18 protein-coding genes are annotated in these 19,237 nt (G+C 62.3%); 8 read left to right on the forward strand and 10 right to left on the reverse strand.

The window, feature by feature from the left end; genetic code table 11:
* Positions 1-5: 5 nt before the first annotated feature.
* Positions 6-419 carry a transcription antitermination factor NusB gene (gene nusB, locus BN1137_RS16430; RefSeq protein ID WP_050719626.1) on the reverse strand — a complete coding sequence of 138 codons (414 nt, stop codon included), beginning with the start codon at positions 417-419 and terminating at the stop codon, positions 6-8.
* A 4-nt stretch (positions 420-423) separates the two neighbouring features.
* Positions 424-894, reverse strand: coding sequence for a 6,7-dimethyl-8-ribityllumazine synthase (gene ribH / locus BN1137_RS16435; protein ID WP_050719627.1), 471 nt, complete (start codon positions 892-894; stop codon positions 424-426).
* A 208-nt stretch (positions 895-1,102) separates the two neighbouring features.
* On the opposite strand from ribH, the gene BN1137_RS16440 reads away from it, so the two are divergent.
* Positions 1,103-2,362 carry a S1 family peptidase gene (locus BN1137_RS16440; RefSeq protein WP_050719628.1) on the forward strand — a complete coding sequence of 420 codons (1,260 nt, stop codon included), beginning with the start codon at positions 1,103-1,105 and terminating at the stop codon, positions 2,360-2,362.
* Between the two features lie 112 nt (positions 2,363-2,474).
* On the opposite strand, the gene ribBA is transcribed toward BN1137_RS16440, so the two are convergent.
* The 7 genes from ribBA to torS form a co-directional block, all read right to left on the reverse strand.
* On the reverse strand, positions 2,475-3,584 hold the full coding sequence (gene ribBA / locus BN1137_RS16445; protein ID WP_050719629.1) for a bifunctional 3,4-dihydroxy-2-butanone-4-phosphate synthase/GTP cyclohydrolase II: 1,110 nt from the start codon (positions 3,582-3,584) through the stop codon (positions 2,475-2,477).
* Between the two features lie 289 nt (positions 3,585-3,873).
* On the reverse strand, positions 3,874-4,527 hold the full coding sequence (locus BN1137_RS16450) for a riboflavin synthase (RefSeq protein ID WP_050719630.1): 654 nt from the start codon (positions 4,525-4,527) through the stop codon (positions 3,874-3,876).
* A 136-nt stretch (positions 4,528-4,663) separates the two neighbouring features.
* Entirely contained in the window at positions 4,664-5,773 is a 1,110-nt protein-coding gene (gene ribD / locus BN1137_RS16455) for a bifunctional diaminohydroxyphosphoribosylaminopyrimidine deaminase/5-amino-6-(5-phosphoribosylamino)uracil reductase RibD (protein ID WP_050719631.1), read from the reverse strand.
* 255 nt (positions 5,774-6,028) lie between these two features.
* Positions 6,029-6,478, reverse strand: a complete 450-nt coding sequence (gene nrdR, locus BN1137_RS16460; protein WP_050719632.1) for a transcriptional regulator NrdR — start codon at positions 6,476-6,478, stop codon at positions 6,029-6,031.
* A gap of 164 nt (positions 6,479-6,642) precedes the next feature.
* On the reverse strand, positions 6,643-7,071 hold the full coding sequence (locus tag BN1137_RS16465) for a hypothetical protein (protein WP_050719633.1): 429 nt from the start codon (positions 7,069-7,071) through the stop codon (positions 6,643-6,645).
* Positions 7,072-7,179: 108 nt separating this feature from the next.
* Positions 7,180-8,433: a serine hydroxymethyltransferase gene (gene glyA / locus BN1137_RS16470; RefSeq protein ID WP_050719634.1), complete on the reverse strand. Its 1,254-nt coding sequence runs from the start codon at positions 8,431-8,433 to the stop codon at positions 7,180-7,182.
* A gap of 130 nt (positions 8,434-8,563) precedes the next feature.
* On the reverse strand, positions 8,564-11,383 hold the full coding sequence (gene torS, locus BN1137_RS16475; RefSeq protein ID WP_050719635.1) for a TMAO reductase system sensor histidine kinase/response regulator TorS: 2,820 nt from the start codon (positions 11,381-11,383) through the stop codon (positions 8,564-8,566).
* A 69-nt stretch (positions 11,384-11,452) separates the two neighbouring features.
* Between torS and torT the strand changes: the two genes are divergently transcribed.
* The 3 genes from torT (at position 11,453) to BN1137_RS16490 (ending at position 13,341) form a co-directional block, all read left to right on the forward strand.
* Complete coding sequence (torT, locus tag BN1137_RS16480) at positions 11,453-12,505, forward strand: TMAO reductase system periplasmic protein TorT (RefSeq protein WP_050719636.1); 1,053 nt, start codon at positions 11,453-11,455, stop codon at positions 12,503-12,505.
* A 108-nt stretch (positions 12,506-12,613) separates the two neighbouring features.
* Positions 12,614-12,910: a hypothetical protein gene (locus tag BN1137_RS16485; RefSeq protein WP_050719769.1), complete on the forward strand. Its 297-nt coding sequence runs from the start codon at positions 12,614-12,616 to the stop codon at positions 12,908-12,910.
* A 26-nt stretch (positions 12,911-12,936) separates the two neighbouring features.
* Entirely contained in the window at positions 12,937-13,341 is a 405-nt protein-coding gene (locus BN1137_RS16490; protein WP_050719637.1) for a GFA family protein, read from the forward strand.
* A gap of 81 nt (positions 13,342-13,422) precedes the next feature.
* Here the strand turns inward: BN1137_RS16490 and torR are convergent, their stop codons facing one another.
* Positions 13,423-14,136 carry a two-component system response regulator TorR gene (torR, locus tag BN1137_RS16495; RefSeq protein WP_050719638.1) on the reverse strand — a complete coding sequence of 238 codons (714 nt, stop codon included), beginning with the start codon at positions 14,134-14,136 and terminating at the stop codon, positions 13,423-13,425.
* Positions 14,137-14,281: 145 nt separating this feature from the next.
* Here torR and torC point away from each other — a divergent pair, with 145 nt between their 5' ends.
* The 4 genes from torC (at position 14,282) to BN1137_RS16515 (ending at position 19,145) form a co-directional block, all read left to right on the forward strand.
* The gene (torC, locus tag BN1137_RS16500) at positions 14,282-15,445 is read left to right on the forward strand and encodes a pentaheme c-type cytochrome TorC (RefSeq protein WP_050719639.1); all 1,164 of its coding nucleotides are present in this window, start codon (positions 14,282-14,284) and stop codon (positions 15,443-15,445) included.
* Between the two features lie 23 nt (positions 15,446-15,468).
* A complete protein-coding gene (torA, locus tag BN1137_RS16505) occupies positions 15,469-17,961 on the forward strand; it encodes a trimethylamine-N-oxide reductase TorA (RefSeq protein WP_050719640.1) in 2,493 nt (830 codons plus the stop codon).
* A gap of 98 nt (positions 17,962-18,059) precedes the next feature.
* A complete protein-coding gene (gene torD, locus BN1137_RS16510; protein WP_050719641.1) occupies positions 18,060-18,728 on the forward strand; it encodes a molecular chaperone TorD in 669 nt (222 codons plus the stop codon).
* A 48-nt stretch (positions 18,729-18,776) separates the two neighbouring features.
* Positions 18,777-19,145 carry a hypothetical protein gene (locus BN1137_RS16515; RefSeq protein WP_050719642.1) on the forward strand — a complete coding sequence of 123 codons (369 nt, stop codon included), beginning with the start codon at positions 18,777-18,779 and terminating at the stop codon, positions 19,143-19,145.
* Positions 19,146-19,237 lie beyond the last annotated feature (92 nt).

Raw genomic sequence — 19,237 nt, forward strand, 5'->3', positions numbered from 1 at the left:
CAGGATCAACGCTTCGGCAGCGTCTTGATCACCTTGTCCAGTACACCGTTGACAAACTTGTGGCTGTCATCGGCGGCGAAGGCTTTAGCCAGCTCGATCGCTTCGTTGATTACCACGCGCGGCGGTACATCATCACGACGGGTCAGCTCGTAGGTCGCCAGACGCAGGATCGCCTTGTCCACCATGTCCACTTCTTCCAGCGGACGGGAGAGGAAAGGTGAGAACACCTTGTCCAGCTCGTTGCAGTGAACGGCTACCCCGAACAGCAGATCACGGAAATAGCTCAGGTCCACACCCTTGGTGTCCTGATCTATCTTGAACTGCTCTTCGATGTCGCCCACATTGGCCTTGGTCATCTGCCACTGGTAGATGGCCTGGGTGGCGCAATGGCGGGCTTTACGGCGCTCGGACGGTTTCAATGTATTATTCCTCAAGCTGTTTCAGGACGTTGATCATTTCGAGCGCGCTCAGTGCAGCCTCTGCACCCTTGTTACCCGCCTTGGTACCGGCGCGCTCGATGGCTTGTTCGATGTTTTCGGTGGTCAGCACGCCGAAGGCAACGGGAATTTCATATTCCATCATTACCTGGGCCAGACCCTTGCCGTTCTCGCTCGCCACCAGTTCGAAGTGGTAAGTACCACCGCGGATGACGGTACCGAGCGCGACGATGGCATCGTATTGACCACTTTTGGCCAGCTTCTTGGCCGCCAGGGGGATTTCGACAGCACCCGGCACACGCACCAGGGTCAGATTGCTCTCCTCGATCTGGCCTTGACGCTTGAGCACATCCAGCGCGCCGTTCACCAGGCTGTCATTGATGAAGCTGTTGAAACGGGCAACGACAATAGCAACACGCGCCTCGGGAGCGGCGATATTTCCTTCGATAATCTTCATTGGAAATCCTGTCTCTGTGCAATCAGTAGGGCCATCAATAGGACCGCGGCCAAAAGTGCGCACATTCTAACACAAAGGCAATGGGACAAAAACAGGCATCACCATTCCGGTCAGTAGCCCCTTATTAATTTTTTTCACAACTGATCCGACCTGCTAATAATACGGGCGCCTTCCACGGGGTAAAAATAATAATATCAAGGAGTTCAATATGTTGTATTTCAAACGCAGCGGCGTCGCGCTCGCATGCCTGCTCCCACTTGCCGCCCAAGCCGATACCGGCATGCCACGCATCATCGGCGGCAACGCCACGGCAGCACCCAGCTGGATGGCGGCTGTCGGTGAAGTCATCGATGGCACCTGGGTCAACTTCTGCGGTGGCACCCTGATCGACAGTCAGTGGGTGCTGACCGCCGCCCACTGTGTCGCCGATGCCCAATCTGGCCCGATGGAAGTGGCCATTGATGTGACGGACCTGAGCCGTCCCCACACCCGCAGCAGGGTCGACCAGGTGCTGATGCACCCCGAGTACTATCAAAACCTGCTGAATAATCTGGGGAGTCCCGACAAGACCCCCTCCTCCTCGGATGTGGCCCTGCTGCACCTCGCCACTCCCGTCTCCCTCGCCCCCATCAGGATTGCCGATCTGACGGCCAAGGACACCTGGTCGTTGGGCACCACCCGGCTCAATGCCCTCGGTTACGGTGGCACCAACCCTGCCGCGACCAAGAGCAGTTCGCAGCTGCTGGCAGTGGATCTCGCCTACCAAGGGGAGCGGGACCGCTGGTATGGCGATCAGACCCTCACTCACATCTTCGCCGGCAACCTGCTCGGTCAGGACACCTGCAAGGGCGACAGTGGCGGCCCGTTAACCCATGGGGGAGAGCTGGTCGGCGTCACCAGTTACGGCGCCTACCCCTGCGCCACCGGCAGCGCCGGCGGCTATGTCTACGCCCCGGCTTTCAAGGGATGGATTTCCAGCCAGCAACAGGGGGTCACCCTGACCAGTATCCGCGGCCTCGTTCTGCCTCAGGGGACCAGTGGCTGGGCCGACTACCAACTCGCCAACCGCACCACTCAGGCCCTGACCCTGAGCAGCCTCGACAGCAACGCTCCCGCCATGTTCAACGGCTGCCCCAAGCGCCTGGAGGCAGGGCAGCACTGCACCCTGCGTCTGCGCGCCGATGCCAACGACACCGTGGGCACACTGCGTCTCCAGGAGGTAAGACTCACCGCCATCGACGAGCGGGGGGGAAGTCAGCGTCTTGAGGCCGTTCTGATGAGCATGACCGGCAAACCCATCAAGACGAGCGACACGACGACCACGGGTGTGACGGCAGCAGGCGGCAACCCGACAACCACAGCAACGACAACCACCACTTCCACCTCGACCTCCAGTGGCGGCGGTGGTGCCATCGGCCTTGTCAGCCTGTTGCTGCTGCCCCTTGCCTGGTTGCGCCGTCGCCGCTAAGACAAGCTCTCAAGGGCAGACAACAAACAATAAGGGATGACCGAGGTCATCCCTTATTTCATTGCCCCCAACGCTCCCCAACCCATGGTGGGAAGCGATGGCGTGGGCGAGATTACTCGCCGACGTATTCGACGACTTCCAGGCCGAAGCCGCCGAGGGCGTGATACTTCTTGGGCGAGCTCAGCAGGCGCATCTTGCCGACCCCCAGGGTCTTGAGGATCTGGGAGCCCACGCCGACCCGACGCGATGTGCCCTGCCACTTGGCTCCTTCCGGTGCCAGTCCCTTGTCGGCGGCTTCGAACGCCTTGACCCGGGCCAGCAGCTCGTCGCCCTGGGCTTCTGCACCCAAAATCACCAATACGCCACCCTCTTTCGCGATGCGCGCCATGGATTTCGCCAGCGGCCAGCTGCGGGCAGCGTGGCGGTCGGTCTGCAGCAGATCGCTCAGCACGTCGTGCAGATGCACCCGCACCAGGGTCGGTTCATCGGCCTTGATGTCACCCTTCTTCAGGGCAAAATGCACCTGGTTGTCGATGGTGTCGCGGAAGGTGATGAGGTCGAACTCACCGTGCTCGGTGGGCAGTTTGCACTCGGCCACCTGCTCGACCGTGGTCTCGTGCTGGTTGCGGTACTCGATAAGATCCGCAATGGTGCCAAGTTTGATGCCATGCTGCTCGGCGAACACTTCCAGATCCGGGCGACGGGCCATGCTGCCGTCCTCGTTGAGGATCTCGACGATGACGGAGGCCGCCTCGTAACCGGCAAGCCGGGCCAGATCGCAGCCCGCCTCGGTGTGGCCGGCGCGGGTCAGCACGCCGCCATCCTGCGCCATCAGCGGGAAGATGTGGCCGGGCTGCACCAGATCGGCGGCCTTGGCGTTCGGCGCCACCGCGGCTTGCACCGTCACGGCGCGATCGGCGGCGGAGATACCGGTGGTCACCCCTTCGGCCGCTTCGATGGTCACGGTGAAGGCAGTGGAGAACTGGGCGTTGTTGCGGTCCACCATCAGCGGCAGCGCCAGCTGTTTGCAGCGATCCCGGGTCAGGGTCAGGCAGATGAGGCCACGGCCGTAGCGGGCCATAAAGTTGATATCCTCAGGGCGGACACAGGAGGCGGCCATGATGAGGTCCCCTTCATTCTCCCTGTCTTCGTCATCCATCAGGATCACCATCTTGCCAGCCTTGATATCGGCAATGATTTCCTGGGTTGTGCTCAGCGCCATGGGCTACTCCATCAACATGCTTCGGGATTGAGCCTGCGGGCTCGACTTGATACGGGGTTATTCTGACTTAGATGGGGGCAGAGGCCCCCATTTCAAGCTGCGCGGGATCACAGAAAACCGTTTTTGCTCGTCACGTCGCAAGGCTGGTCGGCGCAATAAATGCCGAGATCCGCCGAGATCCCTTATTAACAGGGCAAATAGCCGTACATTCACAGCCTAAAATGCTTAATTTTAATTATTTTACGAAATAAAATTCCATAAAATAATTACAAACCAAAATAATCAACTATCACAAGAAGCCGGATTGCGCCAGTTTCTCCAGGGTCAGCGACGAGGCATTGTTGTCCTGCGCCTTGCCCTGCATCAGCCGCTCCAGATAGCGGGCTATCTGATCCACCTCGAGATTCACGCGATGGCCCGGCTTCCAGCGGGCGATGGTGGTCTCCTGGGCAGTGTGCGGCACTATGGTGAGGCGAAACAGGGTGCCCTCTACGGCGTTGACCGTGAGGCTGATGCCATCCACCGCAATGGAGCCCTTCTCGGCGATGTAACGGGCGAGATCGCCAGGCGCTTCAATCCAGTACTCGATGGCGCGGCCGCTGCTGGACTTGTTCTTCACCTCGCCGATGCCATCCACGTGGCCGGAGACCAGGTGGCCACCGAGGCGGGAGGTCGGCATCAAGGCTTTTTCCAAATTGACGGGATCGCCCACCTTGGCCGTGGCAAAACCGGTACGCGACAGGGTTTCGAGCGACACGTCGGCGGTGTAGCTCTTGTCACCGAGGGCCACCACGGTCAGGCAGACGCCGTTGGTGGCGATGGAGTCGCCGAGTTTGACGTCACTGAAATCCAGGGTCGGCGCGTGCACTGTGAGGGCCATGTCCTCCCCCTGGCGACGCAGAGCGGCCAGGGTACCCATGGCTTCGATAATTCCGGTAAACATGCAGATCACCTTGCTGCTGACGGGGCCATGCCGCCCCGACAATAAAATGGAAAGATCAGGCTATCCCGGCCGTGATGCAGATGCTGTTTTCAATCGACCACCAGCCGCACATCCCTCAAAGGAGCCTGGAAGCGCCTTAAACGATCTTGGCCGTGATGCGAATATCCTGCCCCACCAGCCGCACATCCTTGAGGTTGAGCTTGGGCGCCTGGAACAGCCGGGTCAACTCGGGCAGGTGGAACAGACCGCGGCCCTCGTCCCCCAAGAGCTTCGGTGCCTGATAGAGCACCAGCTCATCCACCAAGCCCTTGTTTAGCAAGGCGCCGCACAGCCGCGGCCCCGCCTCCACCAGCACAGAGTTAATGTTTCGCTTGGCCAGCAGCATAAACAGGCTGACCAGATCCAGCTTGCCATCCAGCAGCGGCAGCTCCAGCTGCTGCACCCACTCGGGCCAGTCACCAGCCACCTTGTGGCGCGCCAGCAGCACGGGCCCAGTGGTCTTGAACAGGGGCAGGTCCGGGGTCAGCCGGTTTTGCGAATCGATGACTACCCGCAGCGGCTGGCGCAGGGCTTCCTTGGGATAGACCGCCTTGACCGAGGGAGGCAGCTCGTCCCAACGCACGTTCAGCGAGGCACCATCGGCCAGCACCGTCTCGGCGCTGGAGAGCACGGCGTCGTGACGGGCACGCAGCCGCTGTACGTCGGCACGGGCAAGGGGGCCGGTGATCCACTGGCTCTCGCCACTCGCCATGGCGGTGCGACCATCCAGGCTCGCGCCGAGTTTCACCGTCACCTGGGGGAAAGCGGTGCGCATCCGCTTGAAGAAGCCGGGATTGAGCGCCTCGGCCTCGGCGCTGAGCAGGCCGAAGTCGGCCTTGATGCCCGCCTCGGAGAGCATGCGCAGGCCGCGCCCGCCCACCTGGGGATTGGGATCCACCATGGCGGCGACCACCCGGGTCACCCCGGCCTTGATCAGCGCCTCGGCGCAAGGGGGGGTACGACCGTGATGAGAGCAAGGCTCCAGGGTCACGTAGGCGGTGGCGCCACGGGCCTCTTCACCGGCGGCATGCAGGGCATAGACCTCGGCGTGGGGTTCACCGGCACGCTGGTGCCAGCCCTCCCCGACCACCACACCGGCCTTGACCAGCACGGCGCCGACACAGGGGTTCGGGGCCGTGGTATAGCGCCCGCGGCGGGCCAGCTCGAGGGCCCGGTTCATCCATTGGTAATCGTCTTGACTAAACATCTGGGCTCCCGTTCAACGCGAGGAAATAGGGGTTCTAACGCAATTCTTGGGTTGCTGGCTTATTTCTCCAGCTTGGCAAGCTCTTCACCGAACTCACGAATGTCTTCGAGTCCTGAGGTAGAGAGGGGCGAAGCGGATATTGCCTTGCTCACCCTCGTTACTTCTCCAGCTTGGCGATCTCTTCGCCAAACTCACGAATGTCTTCGAGTCCTGAGGTAGAGAGGGGCGAAGCGGATATTGCCTTGCTCATCCTCGTTATTTCTCCAGCTTGGCGATTTCTTCGCCGAACTCGCGGATGTCTTCAAAGCTGCGATAAACGGAGGCAAAGCGGATATAGGCCACCTTGTCGAGGATCTTGAGCTCATCCATCACCAGATTACCCACCAGCTGGGAGGCAACCTCGCGCTCACCGGTGGCGCGCAGGCGGGACTTGATGTGATTGACCCCCTTCTCGATGGCTTCCATGCTCACCGGCCGTTTCTCCAGTGCCCGCAAGATGCCACCGCGCAGCTTGTCTTCGTTGAAGGGCTCGCGAGAGCCATTGGATTTGATGATGCGCGGCATCACCAGCTCGGCCATCTCGAAGGTAGTGAAGCGCTCGTGGCAGAGCAGACATTCACGGCGGCGGCGCACCTGATGGCCTTCTGCCACCAGACGGGAATCGATCACCTTGGTATCAACGGCGCTACAGAACGGGCAATGCATCGGACCTCCGGCGCAAACTCATGACGAGTAAAGGGTCACCTGCCACTTGGGTCAGGATCTTGGTCAGCCAGTGTAACACGGCCACCCAAAACCGGTAAAAGCGCAGAAAAAACAATGCCACCCGTGGGTGGCATTGAGGCTGCAACGAGAATGAGCGCAGCTATTCAGTCGTCATAGGGCAAGGTGTCGGGATCGCAATCCACATAATCGGGCACCGGATCCTGCTCGAACTGCACCGCATTGATGTGGGTCGCCCCCTGCATCAGCGCCTTGCTCACCCGGTGCATGCCATCCATGACCCTACCCTCGCTATCGAGGATGATGAGATGGGCGAGATCGGCCGCCAGCATCAGCTGGCAGTGCTCGACGATGCTGCGCACCGTGGGTGTCACGCTGCCATGACCGTACCAGTGATCCTTGTCCAGCTCCGCTATCTGGCCAAGCGGTACGGCGCGCACCGGCAGCACACGGCCGAGCCTTATCAGCCGGCGCACATCCCAGGCCAGCAGGCCTTCTGCGCTTGGGCGAAAGTGGTACTGGGCGCGGATGGACGAGATAAGGTCATCATCGCTGGGCATTGTCTGATGTGGCATGGGGACTCCTCGCTTGGCGGACTGAGCGCGGCCCCCAAATGGCGCCACGCTATAAACAACAATGCCACCCGAGGGTGGCATTGTTTTTATACCAAAATTTTTGGCGTATCAGGCATAAACCGGCAGACGACGGCAGATATCCAGCACTTTCTCACGCACGGTGGCCAGCACTTCGTCGTTGTCGTGGTTATCCAGCACGTCGCAGATCCAGCCAGCCAGCTGCTTGCTCTCGGCTTCCTTGAAGCCGCGGCGAGTGATGGCCGGGGTACCCAGACGCACACCGGAGGTGACGAAGGGGGAACGCGGATCGTTCGGCACCGAGTTCTTGTTGACGGTGATGTTGGCCTTGCCGAGGGCAGCATCGGCTTCTTTACCGGTCAGCTCGCGACCAATCAGGTCAACCAGCATGAGGTGGTTGTCGGTGCCGCCGGAGACAATCTTGTAACCGCGGGCCAGGAACACCTCGACCATGGCCTTGGCGTTCTTGACGACCTGAGCTTGGTAGGTCTTGAACTCGGGCTCAAGCGCTTCCTTGAAGGCCACTGCCTTACCGGCGATGACATGCATCAGCGGGCCGCCCTGGCCACCTGGGAAGACGGCGGAGTTCAGCTTCTTGTACAGATCTTCGTCATCGGCAGCGGAGAGGATCAGACCACCGCGCGGACCGGCCAGGGTCTTGTGGGTGGTGGAGGTGACCACGTGGGCGTGGGGCACCGGGTTCGGGTAGACGCCTGCGGCAATCAGACCGGCCACGTGGGCCATGTCGACGAACAGCCAGGCACCGATCTTGTCGGCGATCTCGCGCATGCGGGCCCAATCAACGATACCGGAATAGGCGGAGAAGCCACCGATCATCATCTTCGGCTTGTGCTCGATGGCCAGACGTTCCATCTCGTCGTAGTCAATCTTGCCGGACTCATCGATGCCGTAGGGAATGATGTTGTACAGCTTGCCGGAGAAGTTGACCGGGGAGCCGTGGGTCAGGTGACCGCCGTGGGCCAGGTTCATGCCCAGCACGGTGTCGCCCGGCTGCAGCAGAGCCATGTAGACGGCGCTGTTGGCCTGGGAGCCGGAGTGCGGCTGCACGTTTGCGTAAGTGGCACCAAACAGTTCCTTGGCGCGCTCGATGGCCAGGGTCTCGACCACGTCCACGTACTCGCAACCACCGTAGTAACGCTTGGCCGGATAGCCTTCTGCGTACTTGTTGGTCAGCTGGGAGCCCTGGGCTTCCATGACGCGGGGGCTGGTGTAGTTCTCAGACGCGATAAGCTCAATATGCTCTTCCTGACGACGGGTTTCGTCTGTGATGGCCTGCCACAGCTCAGGATCATAGCCTGCGATGGTCATGTCACGTTTCAACATCCGTTTATCTCCTGAAAATCGTTTGCGCGTTAGGTGAAATAGGCTCGCGCATTGTAACCGGAGCGGGTTCAAAGAGACAGTCCAACCACCCAAAAAAATGTTGAATATATGTTGTAAAATGCAAAGTTATTTAGCCGGAGGCCGCCGTTTTCGCCGCCAGCCAGTCATGCAACCCCTTCAGCGCCGCCGCAAATTGCCCTGTCAGCACCTGCGTGTCATCACCGCCCGCCTCCAGTTCGGCGCAGCGCTCGGCGAACTCGGCCAAGCCCAGTGCCAGCGCGCTGCCCTTGAGTTTGTGGGCCAGTTGACGGCGCGCCTCCCCCGGCTCGCTCTGTGCCAACTCGGCGACCAGCGTCTTGCCCTGTGACTCAAACAACGCGATCAGCTGCCGGATACGCTCCTGGCCGAGCAGCGCCAGATCGGCATCCAACACCTCATTGACCGGCGTCCGGGTCTGAGGCGTCGCTGGCCCCCTCTGGGTCGAGACAACTGCCTGCTCTTCGTCCTTGAACAGATGGCTGATGGCGCTGGCCAGCGCAGTCAGTCGCACCGGCTTGCCGACAAAATCGGCAAAGCCCGCCGCCAGACAATGGCGGATATCCTCGGGGTACATCTGGGCCGAGATGGCGATGGCGGGCAGTGCACGCTCGTGCACCTCCTCGCTGATGGCGGCCAGATCTTCGCGCAGGCTGAGGCCATCCATGTCCGGCAGATTGATGTCGAGCAGCGCCAGATCGAACGCCCGCTCGGTCACCAGGCTCAGCGCGCTGCGACCATCCTCCGCCAGGGTGACGCTGTGGCCGAGCCGATCCAGCATGCCTTGCGCCACCAGCCGGTTGATCTCGTTGTCTTCCACCAACAAGATCTCGCGCGGCTGGCACTGCAGGAAGGGCTGCGATTCGGCGGGCAAGAGCGCGGCCGAGCGTTGCAGCGGCAGACTGAAGCTGAAACGACAACCGGCCCCCGCTTGGCTGGACAGCAACAATTCACCGCCCATGGCGCTCACCAGCTTCTGGCTGATGGCGAGCCCAAGCCCGGTGCCGCCCTGATGGCCCATGTCCCGCTTGCGCTGGCGAAACGCCTCGAACACCGCCTGTTGCTCATCTGCGGCGATGCCGGGGCCGGTATCGCTGACCACGAATTCGATGCAGGGCTCGGCACAGGGGCCACCGCAGTTCAGCGCTGCCACGTCGAGCCTTATCCAGCCCTTGCTGGTGAACTTGACCGCGTTGCCCAGCAGGTTGGCCAGCACCTGGCGCAACTTGCCCATGTCCCCTTCCACCACCGGCGGCAAGGTGGGCGCGCAGCTCAGTTCGAGCCGCAACCCCTTGGCCTCGGCTTTGGGTCTGAACAGCGCCGTCAGCTCCTCGGCCAGCTGTGGCAGCGGGAAGGGCTCGCGGCGTGCCTCCACGTGGCCCGCCTCAATCTTGGAGTAGTCGAGAATGTCGTTGAGGATCTCGAGCAGGGATTCCCCGCTGTGCTCGATGGCGGCAAGGTAGCGCTGCTGCATCACATTGAGGCTAGTGTCTTCCAGCAGGGTGAGCCCCCCCAGAATGCCGTTCATGGGGGTGCGGATCTCGTGGCTCATGGTGGCCAGGAAGACCGACTTGGCACGGTTGGCCTGCTCGGCCTCGGCGCGGGCCAGCCGCTGTTTCTCCACCTCTTCGTTGAGGCGATCGTTGGCATGGCTGAGCTGCAAGGTGCGCTCCTCCACCCGCGACTCCAGCTCGCGCTGATAGCGGCCAAGCTCGATGGCGTTGTCACGAAACACCTGTAAGGCCTGACCCAGCTCGGCCAGCTCGTCCCGCCCCTCGGCGGCGATGGGGCGCAGCGGCGCCAGATCCCCCCGGGCCAGCCGGCTCATCCCCTCCACCGCATGTTGCAGCGGCCAGACGATGCGGCCATAGACCATGCGCCACATCAGCAGGATCAACAGGCCAAGGGTGAGCAGGCCGATCAGCACCAGGGCTCGCTCCACCAGTTGCAGCCGCTCACGCAGCGCCTGCTGACTCTGACCCAGGGCGTCGCGCGCGCCGCTGACCAGGGCCCCGACCTGCTGGTTGAGGCTGCTCATCATGGCGTCATTGGCCGAGGCCAGCACCCGCAGCGCCTCTCCCTTGCCGAGCCAGTCACTGCGCAGTTGCACCAGTCGATCGCTCTGCTCAAGCACGCTGAGCGCCTGATCCACCGACGCCCGGCGGCCGGGATCCGTCACCGCCCCCGCCCGCAGCCGCAAGATGGCCAACTCCCTGCGCACATCCTGTTGCAACTGTTGCAGGGCCGAGGGCTGATCGCTTCGCCAGACTTCTTCGATGCGCTGTTGCTGCATCAGGGTGCGATGACGCAGTTCGGTCATCTGCTCCAGCCAGTCGAGATCCTGCTCCAACAGTCGATCCAGCGCCGCGTCAGCCTGCTTGCCCTGCAGCCGATAGAGATCTCCAATGCCCGCCACCATCACCGTCTCGGCATTCTCCATCTGGCTGCGCGCGAGCTCGGCCACCTGGCCCGCGGCCCTCACCAGACGGGTACGCAGCTCCCCCCCTTGCGTCATCAGGGTCAACCGCTCCCCCACCAGCCAACCCTGTTGTCCGAGGTTGCCGATGATGGTCTGGCTGAGCCGGTGCAGTTGCGCCAGATCGCCCTCGGTGCCGAGTTGCTCCAGCACCCGCTGCATCTGCTGCCCCTGCAGGGTCAGCAGGCGTCCCTGATGTTCGCGCTCCGCCTCGCTGCTCGCCATGGCCAGCAGGTGAGACGAGTTCTGGATCTCGCCGCTCAGGCGGGACAGGGTGCGGGCACTCTCCTGGCTCGCCAGGGTCTGCTGCACCCCCTGCTCCAATTGGCGCAGGCGATTGAGCCCGACCCAACCCAGCAGGGAGGCGCTCAGGGTCAGCAATGCCATCAGGGAGAAGGCCAGCAGTAACTTGCCGCCCAGGCCGGAAAAGATTCTCACGCGGGATCCTTGGTTGTGATCGGTTTTGTCCGGATAATACGGCCTCACACTTTAACAAAACCCTCTGCCATGCGAAGCCTCTCTCTGTGCATTCTGCTCGCGCTGCTCGTCCGTCCCGCCGTCGCCTTCGAGGTGGAACACTGGCCTGCCGGTACCTTCACCGGCGAGCCAAGCCGACTGCAATGGGCGGGGCCCACTCCCCTTCCCAGGCCGCTGACCCTGTGCGTCCTCTACCCTCATCTGCGCGATGCCTACTGGCTGTCGGTCAATCAGGGCATGGTGGAGGAGGCCAAGCGGCTCGGGGCCACCCTGCGGATCCATGAGGCGGGCGGCTACGGGGCGCTGACCGAGCAGCGCCAGCAGCTGCGCCAATGCGTCAGCGAGGGCAGTGACGCCATCCTGCTCGGCGCGGTGAGCTATGACGGCCTGGCAAAGGCTATCAAGCAAGTGCCCCTGCCGGTATTCGGGCTGGTCAACGATCTCGCCCCCGGCCTCGCCATCGCCCAGGTCGGCGTGCCCTGGCAGCAGATGGGCTGGCGCATCGGCCACTGGCTGGCAGAGCGCCACCCGGCGGGCAGCCCACCGGTCTCGGTCGCCCTCTTCCCGGGCCCCGACTCGGGTAGCGGCACCGCCTTGGTTGAATCCGGCTTCAAGGACGCCATTCGCGGCAGCGCCATCAAGCTCGTCATCACGATGCGCGGTGACAACAGCCGCGAGATCCAGCGTACCCTGGTGCAGCAGAGCCTGGCCCGCCATCCCGATCTGGACTACCTGGTGGGAGGGGCCATCGCCGCCGAGGTGGCGGTCAACGAACTGGCCCAGCACAATGCCAGCCACCCCCAGGTGCTCTCCACCTACTTCAGCCACGGCGTGCAACGGGGCCTGCTGCGCGGCAAGATCCTCGCCGCCAACAGCGATCAGATGCGTGAGCAGGGGCGCCTCGCGGTGGCTCAGGCGGTCTGCCTGCTGCAACAACCGGCCGCCACTGAGCAGCAATGTCCTCGCGTCATGGGCCCTCCTATCCTGACCCTGACCGCCCCCCTGAGCGACCCTACAAATTCGTTGTCAGAGGGCAGTTTTCGCCCCATCTACCGGGTCGGCACCGACCCGGGTACCCCGTGAGCCAAAATCCGAAGCGGATCACAACCAGGCCAGTTCCCATCTTGTAACATATTCATTCGAATCGAATTTTAGCTGGGAACCGCACGAGCCAACATGGGGGACATCGCGATGGAACATCTGCTGACCTTTATCATCCTGGTTGTTTTCTTTCTGTTCTACTGGGTCTACTACACCCATCAGCGCAAGCGCGTCCCCGCCATCCATTGGGAAGAACTGCCCACCAAGGCCCAGTACCTGGCGGCCCATCCGGAGGCGGTCGACGGCAAGATAGTGTTCTGCTGCCACTGCGGCCACCACAAACTGCTGGAGGTGGGTCTGGTGCATCTGGCAGACTTTCGACGTGAATGGGCCTGCGCCAAGTGCAAGCGGGTGCTGTTTCGGGCCGCCGACGATCAGCAGGCCTGAGCCGCCAACGAGACGGGGAAAGAGAGATGAGAATGCTACACGCCAGTTGCCTGTGCGGGGCCGTCGGCCTGCAGTTGCCGGATCAATTTGACTACATGGGCAACTGCCATTGCAGCGAATGCCGCAAGTTTTCAGGGGCGGATTACGCCTCGGTGGGCGGGCTGGATGGGGACAAGGTGGAAATAGTGAAGGGAGGCGACGCCATCGCCCGCTTCCAGAAGTCGGCGGAGACCTCCCTCGCCTTCTGCCGCCATTGCGGCTCCAGCCTGTTCAGTCAGAAACGCAGCAGCGGCAAGATCAATCTGCGACTGGGGGTACTCGATGATGTGCCAAGCCAGCAACCGGCTTTCCACATCTTCATCGGCTCCAAGGCGCCCTGGCACCGGATAGGGGACGACTGCCCGCAGTTTGAGACCCGACCACCGGCCTGAAGGCAAAATAAACCACCACCTACTACAAGAAAACTTATTAAATAGTTCACAAAAGACAATAAAAACAGCCTAATTCACTGCTTATGGCGCTATCTGACCAGCAAACAGATACCCCTCGCCATGGACGGTGACAAACAGCTGGGGATCCCGCGGATCCTCTTCCAGCTTGCCCCGCAGCCGGCGGATCAGCACGTCTATGGTGCGATCGCTCGGGCCATCGCCACGATGCGTCACCAGCGAGAGGATCCGCTCCCGGCTGAGCACCCGGCCCGCATGGGCGACGAACACCACCAGCACCTCGTATTCCGCCTTGGTGAGGCGCACCGGCACCCCGTCCTTGCTGAGCTGACGACGGGGAATATCGAAGCGCCAGGGGCCAAAGCGCACCGCATCGTCCACTGGCTCGCTCGCCCCCTGAGCGGGCGCCGCCAGCGAGATGCGCCACAGCAGGTTCTTGACCCGCACCAGCAACTCCCTCAGCTCAAACGGCTTGGTGACATAGTCATCGGCCCCCATCTCGAGCCCCACTATCCGGTCCACCGCATCGCTGCGGCCGGTCACCAAGATGATACCCACCGTGCTGCGGGCACGCAGTTCGCGGGTCAGCAGCAGGCCATCCTCCCCCGGCAGGTTGATGTCCAGCATCACCAGGGCTATCTCCTGCTCCGCCAGTGCGGCTCGCATCCCCTGCCCGTCCTCCACCGCGGTCACGGCATACCCCTCCCGCTCGAAATAGCCGGTCAGCTTCTCGCGGGTCACGACGTCATCTTCGACGACCAGTATGTGGTGGCGCATGGCAGGGCTCGCAGCAGGAACAGGGGGGATTATTCTATTCATATTTTGTCATAAATACCCCTAATTCATTAATTTTTACCGGCAACCCTGTTCACAGCATCTCCCTATCATGGCTCGCATCAAAAAAGCGATGTGAGAGACCCCCATGAAGAAACTCTGGCACTTCCTACGTACCCCCAGCCGCCGCTGGTCGGTGCTGGCACTGATCCTGGTCGGGGTCGGTGTGACCCTGGCCGGCACCGTCGGCCTGCACTACGGCTTCGAGAAGACCAGCTCGCTGGAATTCTGCGTCTCCTGCCACTCCATGGAGAGCACCGTCTATCCGGAGTACAAGGAGTCCATCCACTTCAAAAACGCCTCCGGGGTACAGGCGGTCTGTACCGACTGCCATCAGCCCAAGGACTTCGTCGGCAAGGTGGCCCGCAAGATGGAGGCCGCCAACGACCTCTATCAGGAGTTCATCGGCCACAGCATCGATACCCAGGAGAAGTTCGAGGACAGGCGCCTGCACCTGGCCGAGAAGGTATGGGCTCGCATGAGCAGCAATAACTCCAAGACCTGCAAGTCCTGTCACAGCTACGACAACATGGATCACGCCAAGCAATCTCCTGCCGCCGCCCTGGCCATGAAGGACGCCGCCGCCAAGAACATGAACTGCATCGAGTGCCACAAGGGCATCGCCCACGAGCTGCCGAACATGGCTGGGGGCTTCCGCGCCACCTTCGCCAGCCTCAAGGATGCAGCTCAGGAGGCGCCCGCCGCCGAGGTGCTCTACAGCCTGGCCGAGAAGGATCTCTATGCCAGCGAGCAGAGCACAGAAGCCGTCGGCAAGCTGCTGCCAGCGTCCCGTATCGAGGTGCTGGCCCGCAATGGCGATCGTCTCCAGGTGTCGGTCGAAGGCTGGCGAGAGCGGGACGGCAAGGGCCGGGTGCTGAGTGAATACATGGGCAAGCGGGTCTTCGTGGCCACCCTGCGCGATGAGCTCAAGGCGGGCGAACAGGTGCTCAAGCAACAGATGGATGAAGCCACCCAGATCCCCTGGGAGCAGGTGCGCGTTCAGGCCTGGGTCGATGGCAAGGGGCTTGAGCCTTCCCTGCAGCCCATCTGGGACTATGCCGGCGAGATGTACAAGTCCACCTGCAACTCCTGCCACGCGGCGCCGGATCCCGCTCACTTCACCGCCAACGGCTGGATCTCCGGACTCAAGGCCATGTCTGCCTATTACCGCCTGAGCAAGGAAGAGGAGCGCACCCTGCTCAAATACCTGCAGAACCACGCCGCCGACACCGGCGGTCAGGGTAGCCACTAAGGATTCGAAAGAGGAATAACATCATGATCAATATTTCCCGCCGTGGTTTCCTGGGTGGCCTGCTGGCCAGCGGTGCCAGCGCCCTGATCGGCCCCTCCCTGCTCGGCCGCGCCGTCATGGCCGCCGAATCTGGTGACAAGCTGGTGCAATCGGGCTCCCACTGGGGCGCCTTCCGCGCCCGGGTGGTGGACGGCCGCTGGGTCGAGACCCTGCCATTCGAACACGACAAGCACCCGACCGAGATGCTCAAGGGACTGAGTGAGGTGGTCTACAACCCCTCCCGCATCCGCTACCCCATGGTGCGTCTCGACTGGCTGCGCAAGGGTCACCAGTCCGACACCAGTGAGCGTGGCCAGAACCGCTTCGTGCGGGTCAGCTGGTCCCAGGCGCTGGACTTCTTCTACCACGAGCTGGAGCGGGTGCAGAAAACCCACGGCCCGAGCGCGCTCTATGCGGGCCACTCTGGCTGGCAGTCGGTGGGCAAGCTGCACTCCGCTGGCGCCATGCTGGGCCGTGCCATGAACCTGCACGGCACCTATCTCGCCAAGGCCGGTGACTACTCCACCGGCGCCGCCCAGGTGATCCTGCCCCACGTGGCGGGCGCCATGGAGGTGTATGAACAGCAGACCTCCTGGCCGCTGGTGCTGGAACACAGCAAGACCATTGTCATATGGGGCTCGGATCCCATCAAGAACCTGCAGGTGGGCTGGCTGGTGCCGGATCACAGCGTCTACGACCATTGGGCGCAGCTCAAAGAGAAGGTGGCCAAGGGCGAGATCCGGGTCATCAGCGTCGATCCGGTCAAGTCCAAGACCCAGAAATACCTGGGCTGCGAGCAGGTTGCCCTCAATCCCCAGACCGATCTGCCCCTGATGCTGGGGATCGCCCATACGCTCTACAGCGAGAAGCTGCACGACGAGAAGTTCCTGAAGAACTACACCACCGGCTTTGACAAATTCCTGCCCTACCTGCTGGGTGAGAGCGACGGTCAGGTGAAAGATGCAGAGTGGGCGGCCAAGCTATGTGGCGTGCCCGCCGACACCATTCGCGAGCTAGCCCGCACCATGGCCAGTGGCCGCACCCAGCTCATCGGCGGCTGGTGCGTGCAGCGCATGCACCACGGCGAGCAATACGCCTGGATGCTGGTGGTGTTGGCCTCCATGCTGGGCCAGATCGGCCTGCCCGGCGGCGGCTATGGTTTTGGCTGGCACTACAATGGCGCCGGCACCATCACCAGCACTGGCCCCATAATGTCCGGCTTCAGCTCCGTCATCCCCGGCGTCAAACCCATTCACGACGGCGACTGGAAGGGCTACTCCAAGTTCATCCCGGTGGCCCGCTTCGTCGACTGCATCCTCAATCCAGGCAAGACCATCGCCTTCAACGGCCAGACCATCATCTATCCAGAGATGAAGATGGCGGTGTTCTGCGGCAACAACCCCTTCCACCACCAGCAGGATCGCAACAAGATGGTGGCGGCCTGGCGCAAGCTGGAGACCGTGGTGAGCGTGGATCATCAGTGGACCGCGAGCTGCCGCTTCGCCGACATCGTACTGCCAGCAACGACGACCTACGAGCGGGACGACATCGAGCAATGGGGCTCTCACTCCAACGCCGGCATCCTGGCCATGCGCAAGGTGGTAGAGCCGCTGTTCGAGGCGCGCGACGACTACGACATCTTCGCCGATCTCTGCCGCCGCTTCGGTCGCGAGGCCGAGTTCACCGGCGGCAAGACCAAGCTGGAATGGATCCAGAGCATCTATGACGACGCCCGCCTGCAGGGCCGTGGCATCGGCATCCGCCTGCCCCGCTTCAGCCAGTTCTGGCAGGGTGAAGGCTTCGTCACCTTCCCGGCCGGTCAGCCCTGGGTGCGCCACGAGTCGTTCCGCCAGGAGCCGGATCTGGAGCCGTTGGGCACCCCGTCCGGCCTCATCGAGATCTTCTCCCAGACCATCGCCAACTACGGCTATGCGGACTGCCCCGGCCACCCGGTCTGGATTGAGCCGTTCGAGCGCTCCCACGGCGGCCCTGGCAGCAAACAATACCCGCTACACCTGCAATCCTGTCACCCGGACAAGCGGCTGCACAGCCAGCTCTGCTCCTCCGATGCCTATCGCGCCACTTATACGGTGCAGGGCCGGGAGCCGGTCTACATGAGCCCGCAAGATGCCAAGGCGCGGGGCCTCAAGGACGGCGATCTGGTGCGGGTGTTCAATGGTCGCGGTCAGGTGCTGGCGGGGCTGGTGGTCTCCGATGATTATGCCCCCGGCGTGGTGCGCATTCAGGAAGGGGCCTGGTATGGTCCGCTGGAAGGGGGCAAGGTCGGCACGCTCTGCACCTATGGCGATCCCAACGTGCTGACCGCCGACATCGGCTCCTCCAGCCTGGCGCAGGCTACCACGGCCCATACCACGCTGGTGGAGATCGAGAAATTCCAGGGCACGCCGCCTGCGGTCACCGCCTTTGGTGCGCCGGAGTCGGCGGCCGGCATCGACCCCATGTTCCCGGCACTGTGAGCGGGGTCGGTCAAAACCGTCCCTTGAGTTTCCTTTATTTTTAAAGTCGTTAGAATCGGGGGCCATCAAGGCTCCCGATTGTCATCCACGGAGGAAAAATGCAGGAATTTATGGCTACCAGCGAACGCCGGGCCGAACTTTACTGGTGGTTTTCCACCCTGTTTGCCGCCGAGCTCAGCGACGACCAGATCGCCGAGTATGACAGCTACGATGTGCGCAGCTTCCTCAAAAGCCTCTCCACGCTGGATCCCATGCGCGACGCCGTGGCCGAGCTCAACGATGCCATCGCCCGTCTGCTGGTGCGGCCCGATCGCCAACTGGAGCTGGCCGCCGATTTCGCCGGTCTGTTCCTGGTCGATCCCAAGCAGGGGGCACTGCCCTACGAATCCCTCTATCGGGGCGAGGCCAAGCTGCTGATGCAGGCCCCCATGGCCGAGATGCAGGCGCGCCTCGCGCGCCTTGGCATCGATGTGAGCGACAAGTACAAAGAGCCCGCCGATCACCTGGCCATCGAGCTGGATCTGATGGGCAATCTCATCATTCGCGCCGCCGAAGCCGGCACCGCCGATGAGCGGGAGCAGTGGCTGCAGGAGCAGGAGGAGTTGCTGCATCACCACCTGCTTGGCTGGTTCGAGCGTTTCGAACAGGCTTGCCGCAAGGCCGACAAGTTCGGTTTCTACGGCGCCAGCGCTCGTCTGCTGGGGGTCTTCCTCCACATGGATGCGAACTACCTCAGCCTGGTCAAACCGGCGCAAGCCAGCGATTGATCCGATGAAAACGGCTCTGCTGTTTATTATCTGCCGGCAGTTGATGGGATGAAGACGGCCCTGCTGTTGATCGCCTGCTGGCTGCTCACCTTTATTCCAATGGAGCAGGGCTTCATCCCGCTGGTTGCCCTGTTGTTCAACCCGGACCGGGAACTGTACGGCGCCGCTCAGCTCACCGGTTTCGCCGGCATACTGCTCACCCTCTACCTCGCCAATCTCGGGGTGGAGGTGGTGCTGCGCCGTCGCTTCCAGATAGCCGGCATGCTCACCCTGCTAGTGGCCTGGATCGATTTCATCAACTGCAGCGGCAGTGCCGCGCACTGGTTGCTGTTATTGGCCCTCGCCCTGCCTTTTCACGTCCTTGGCCTGCTGGTGCTGGTACGCGGCATACAAGCCTTCGGTCGCCAGAAAGGCTGACATCCACTTGATTTGACACATTTCTCTGGCTCGCTTTCCCTCTGATGACTTCCTGCCATACTGACTCTCACGTGTAAATGACAATTACATCA

It is taken from the genome of Aeromonas tecta (assembly GCF_000820185.1).
GTDB classification, from domain to species: domain Bacteria; phylum Pseudomonadota; class Gammaproteobacteria; order Enterobacterales; family Aeromonadaceae; genus Aeromonas; species Aeromonas tecta.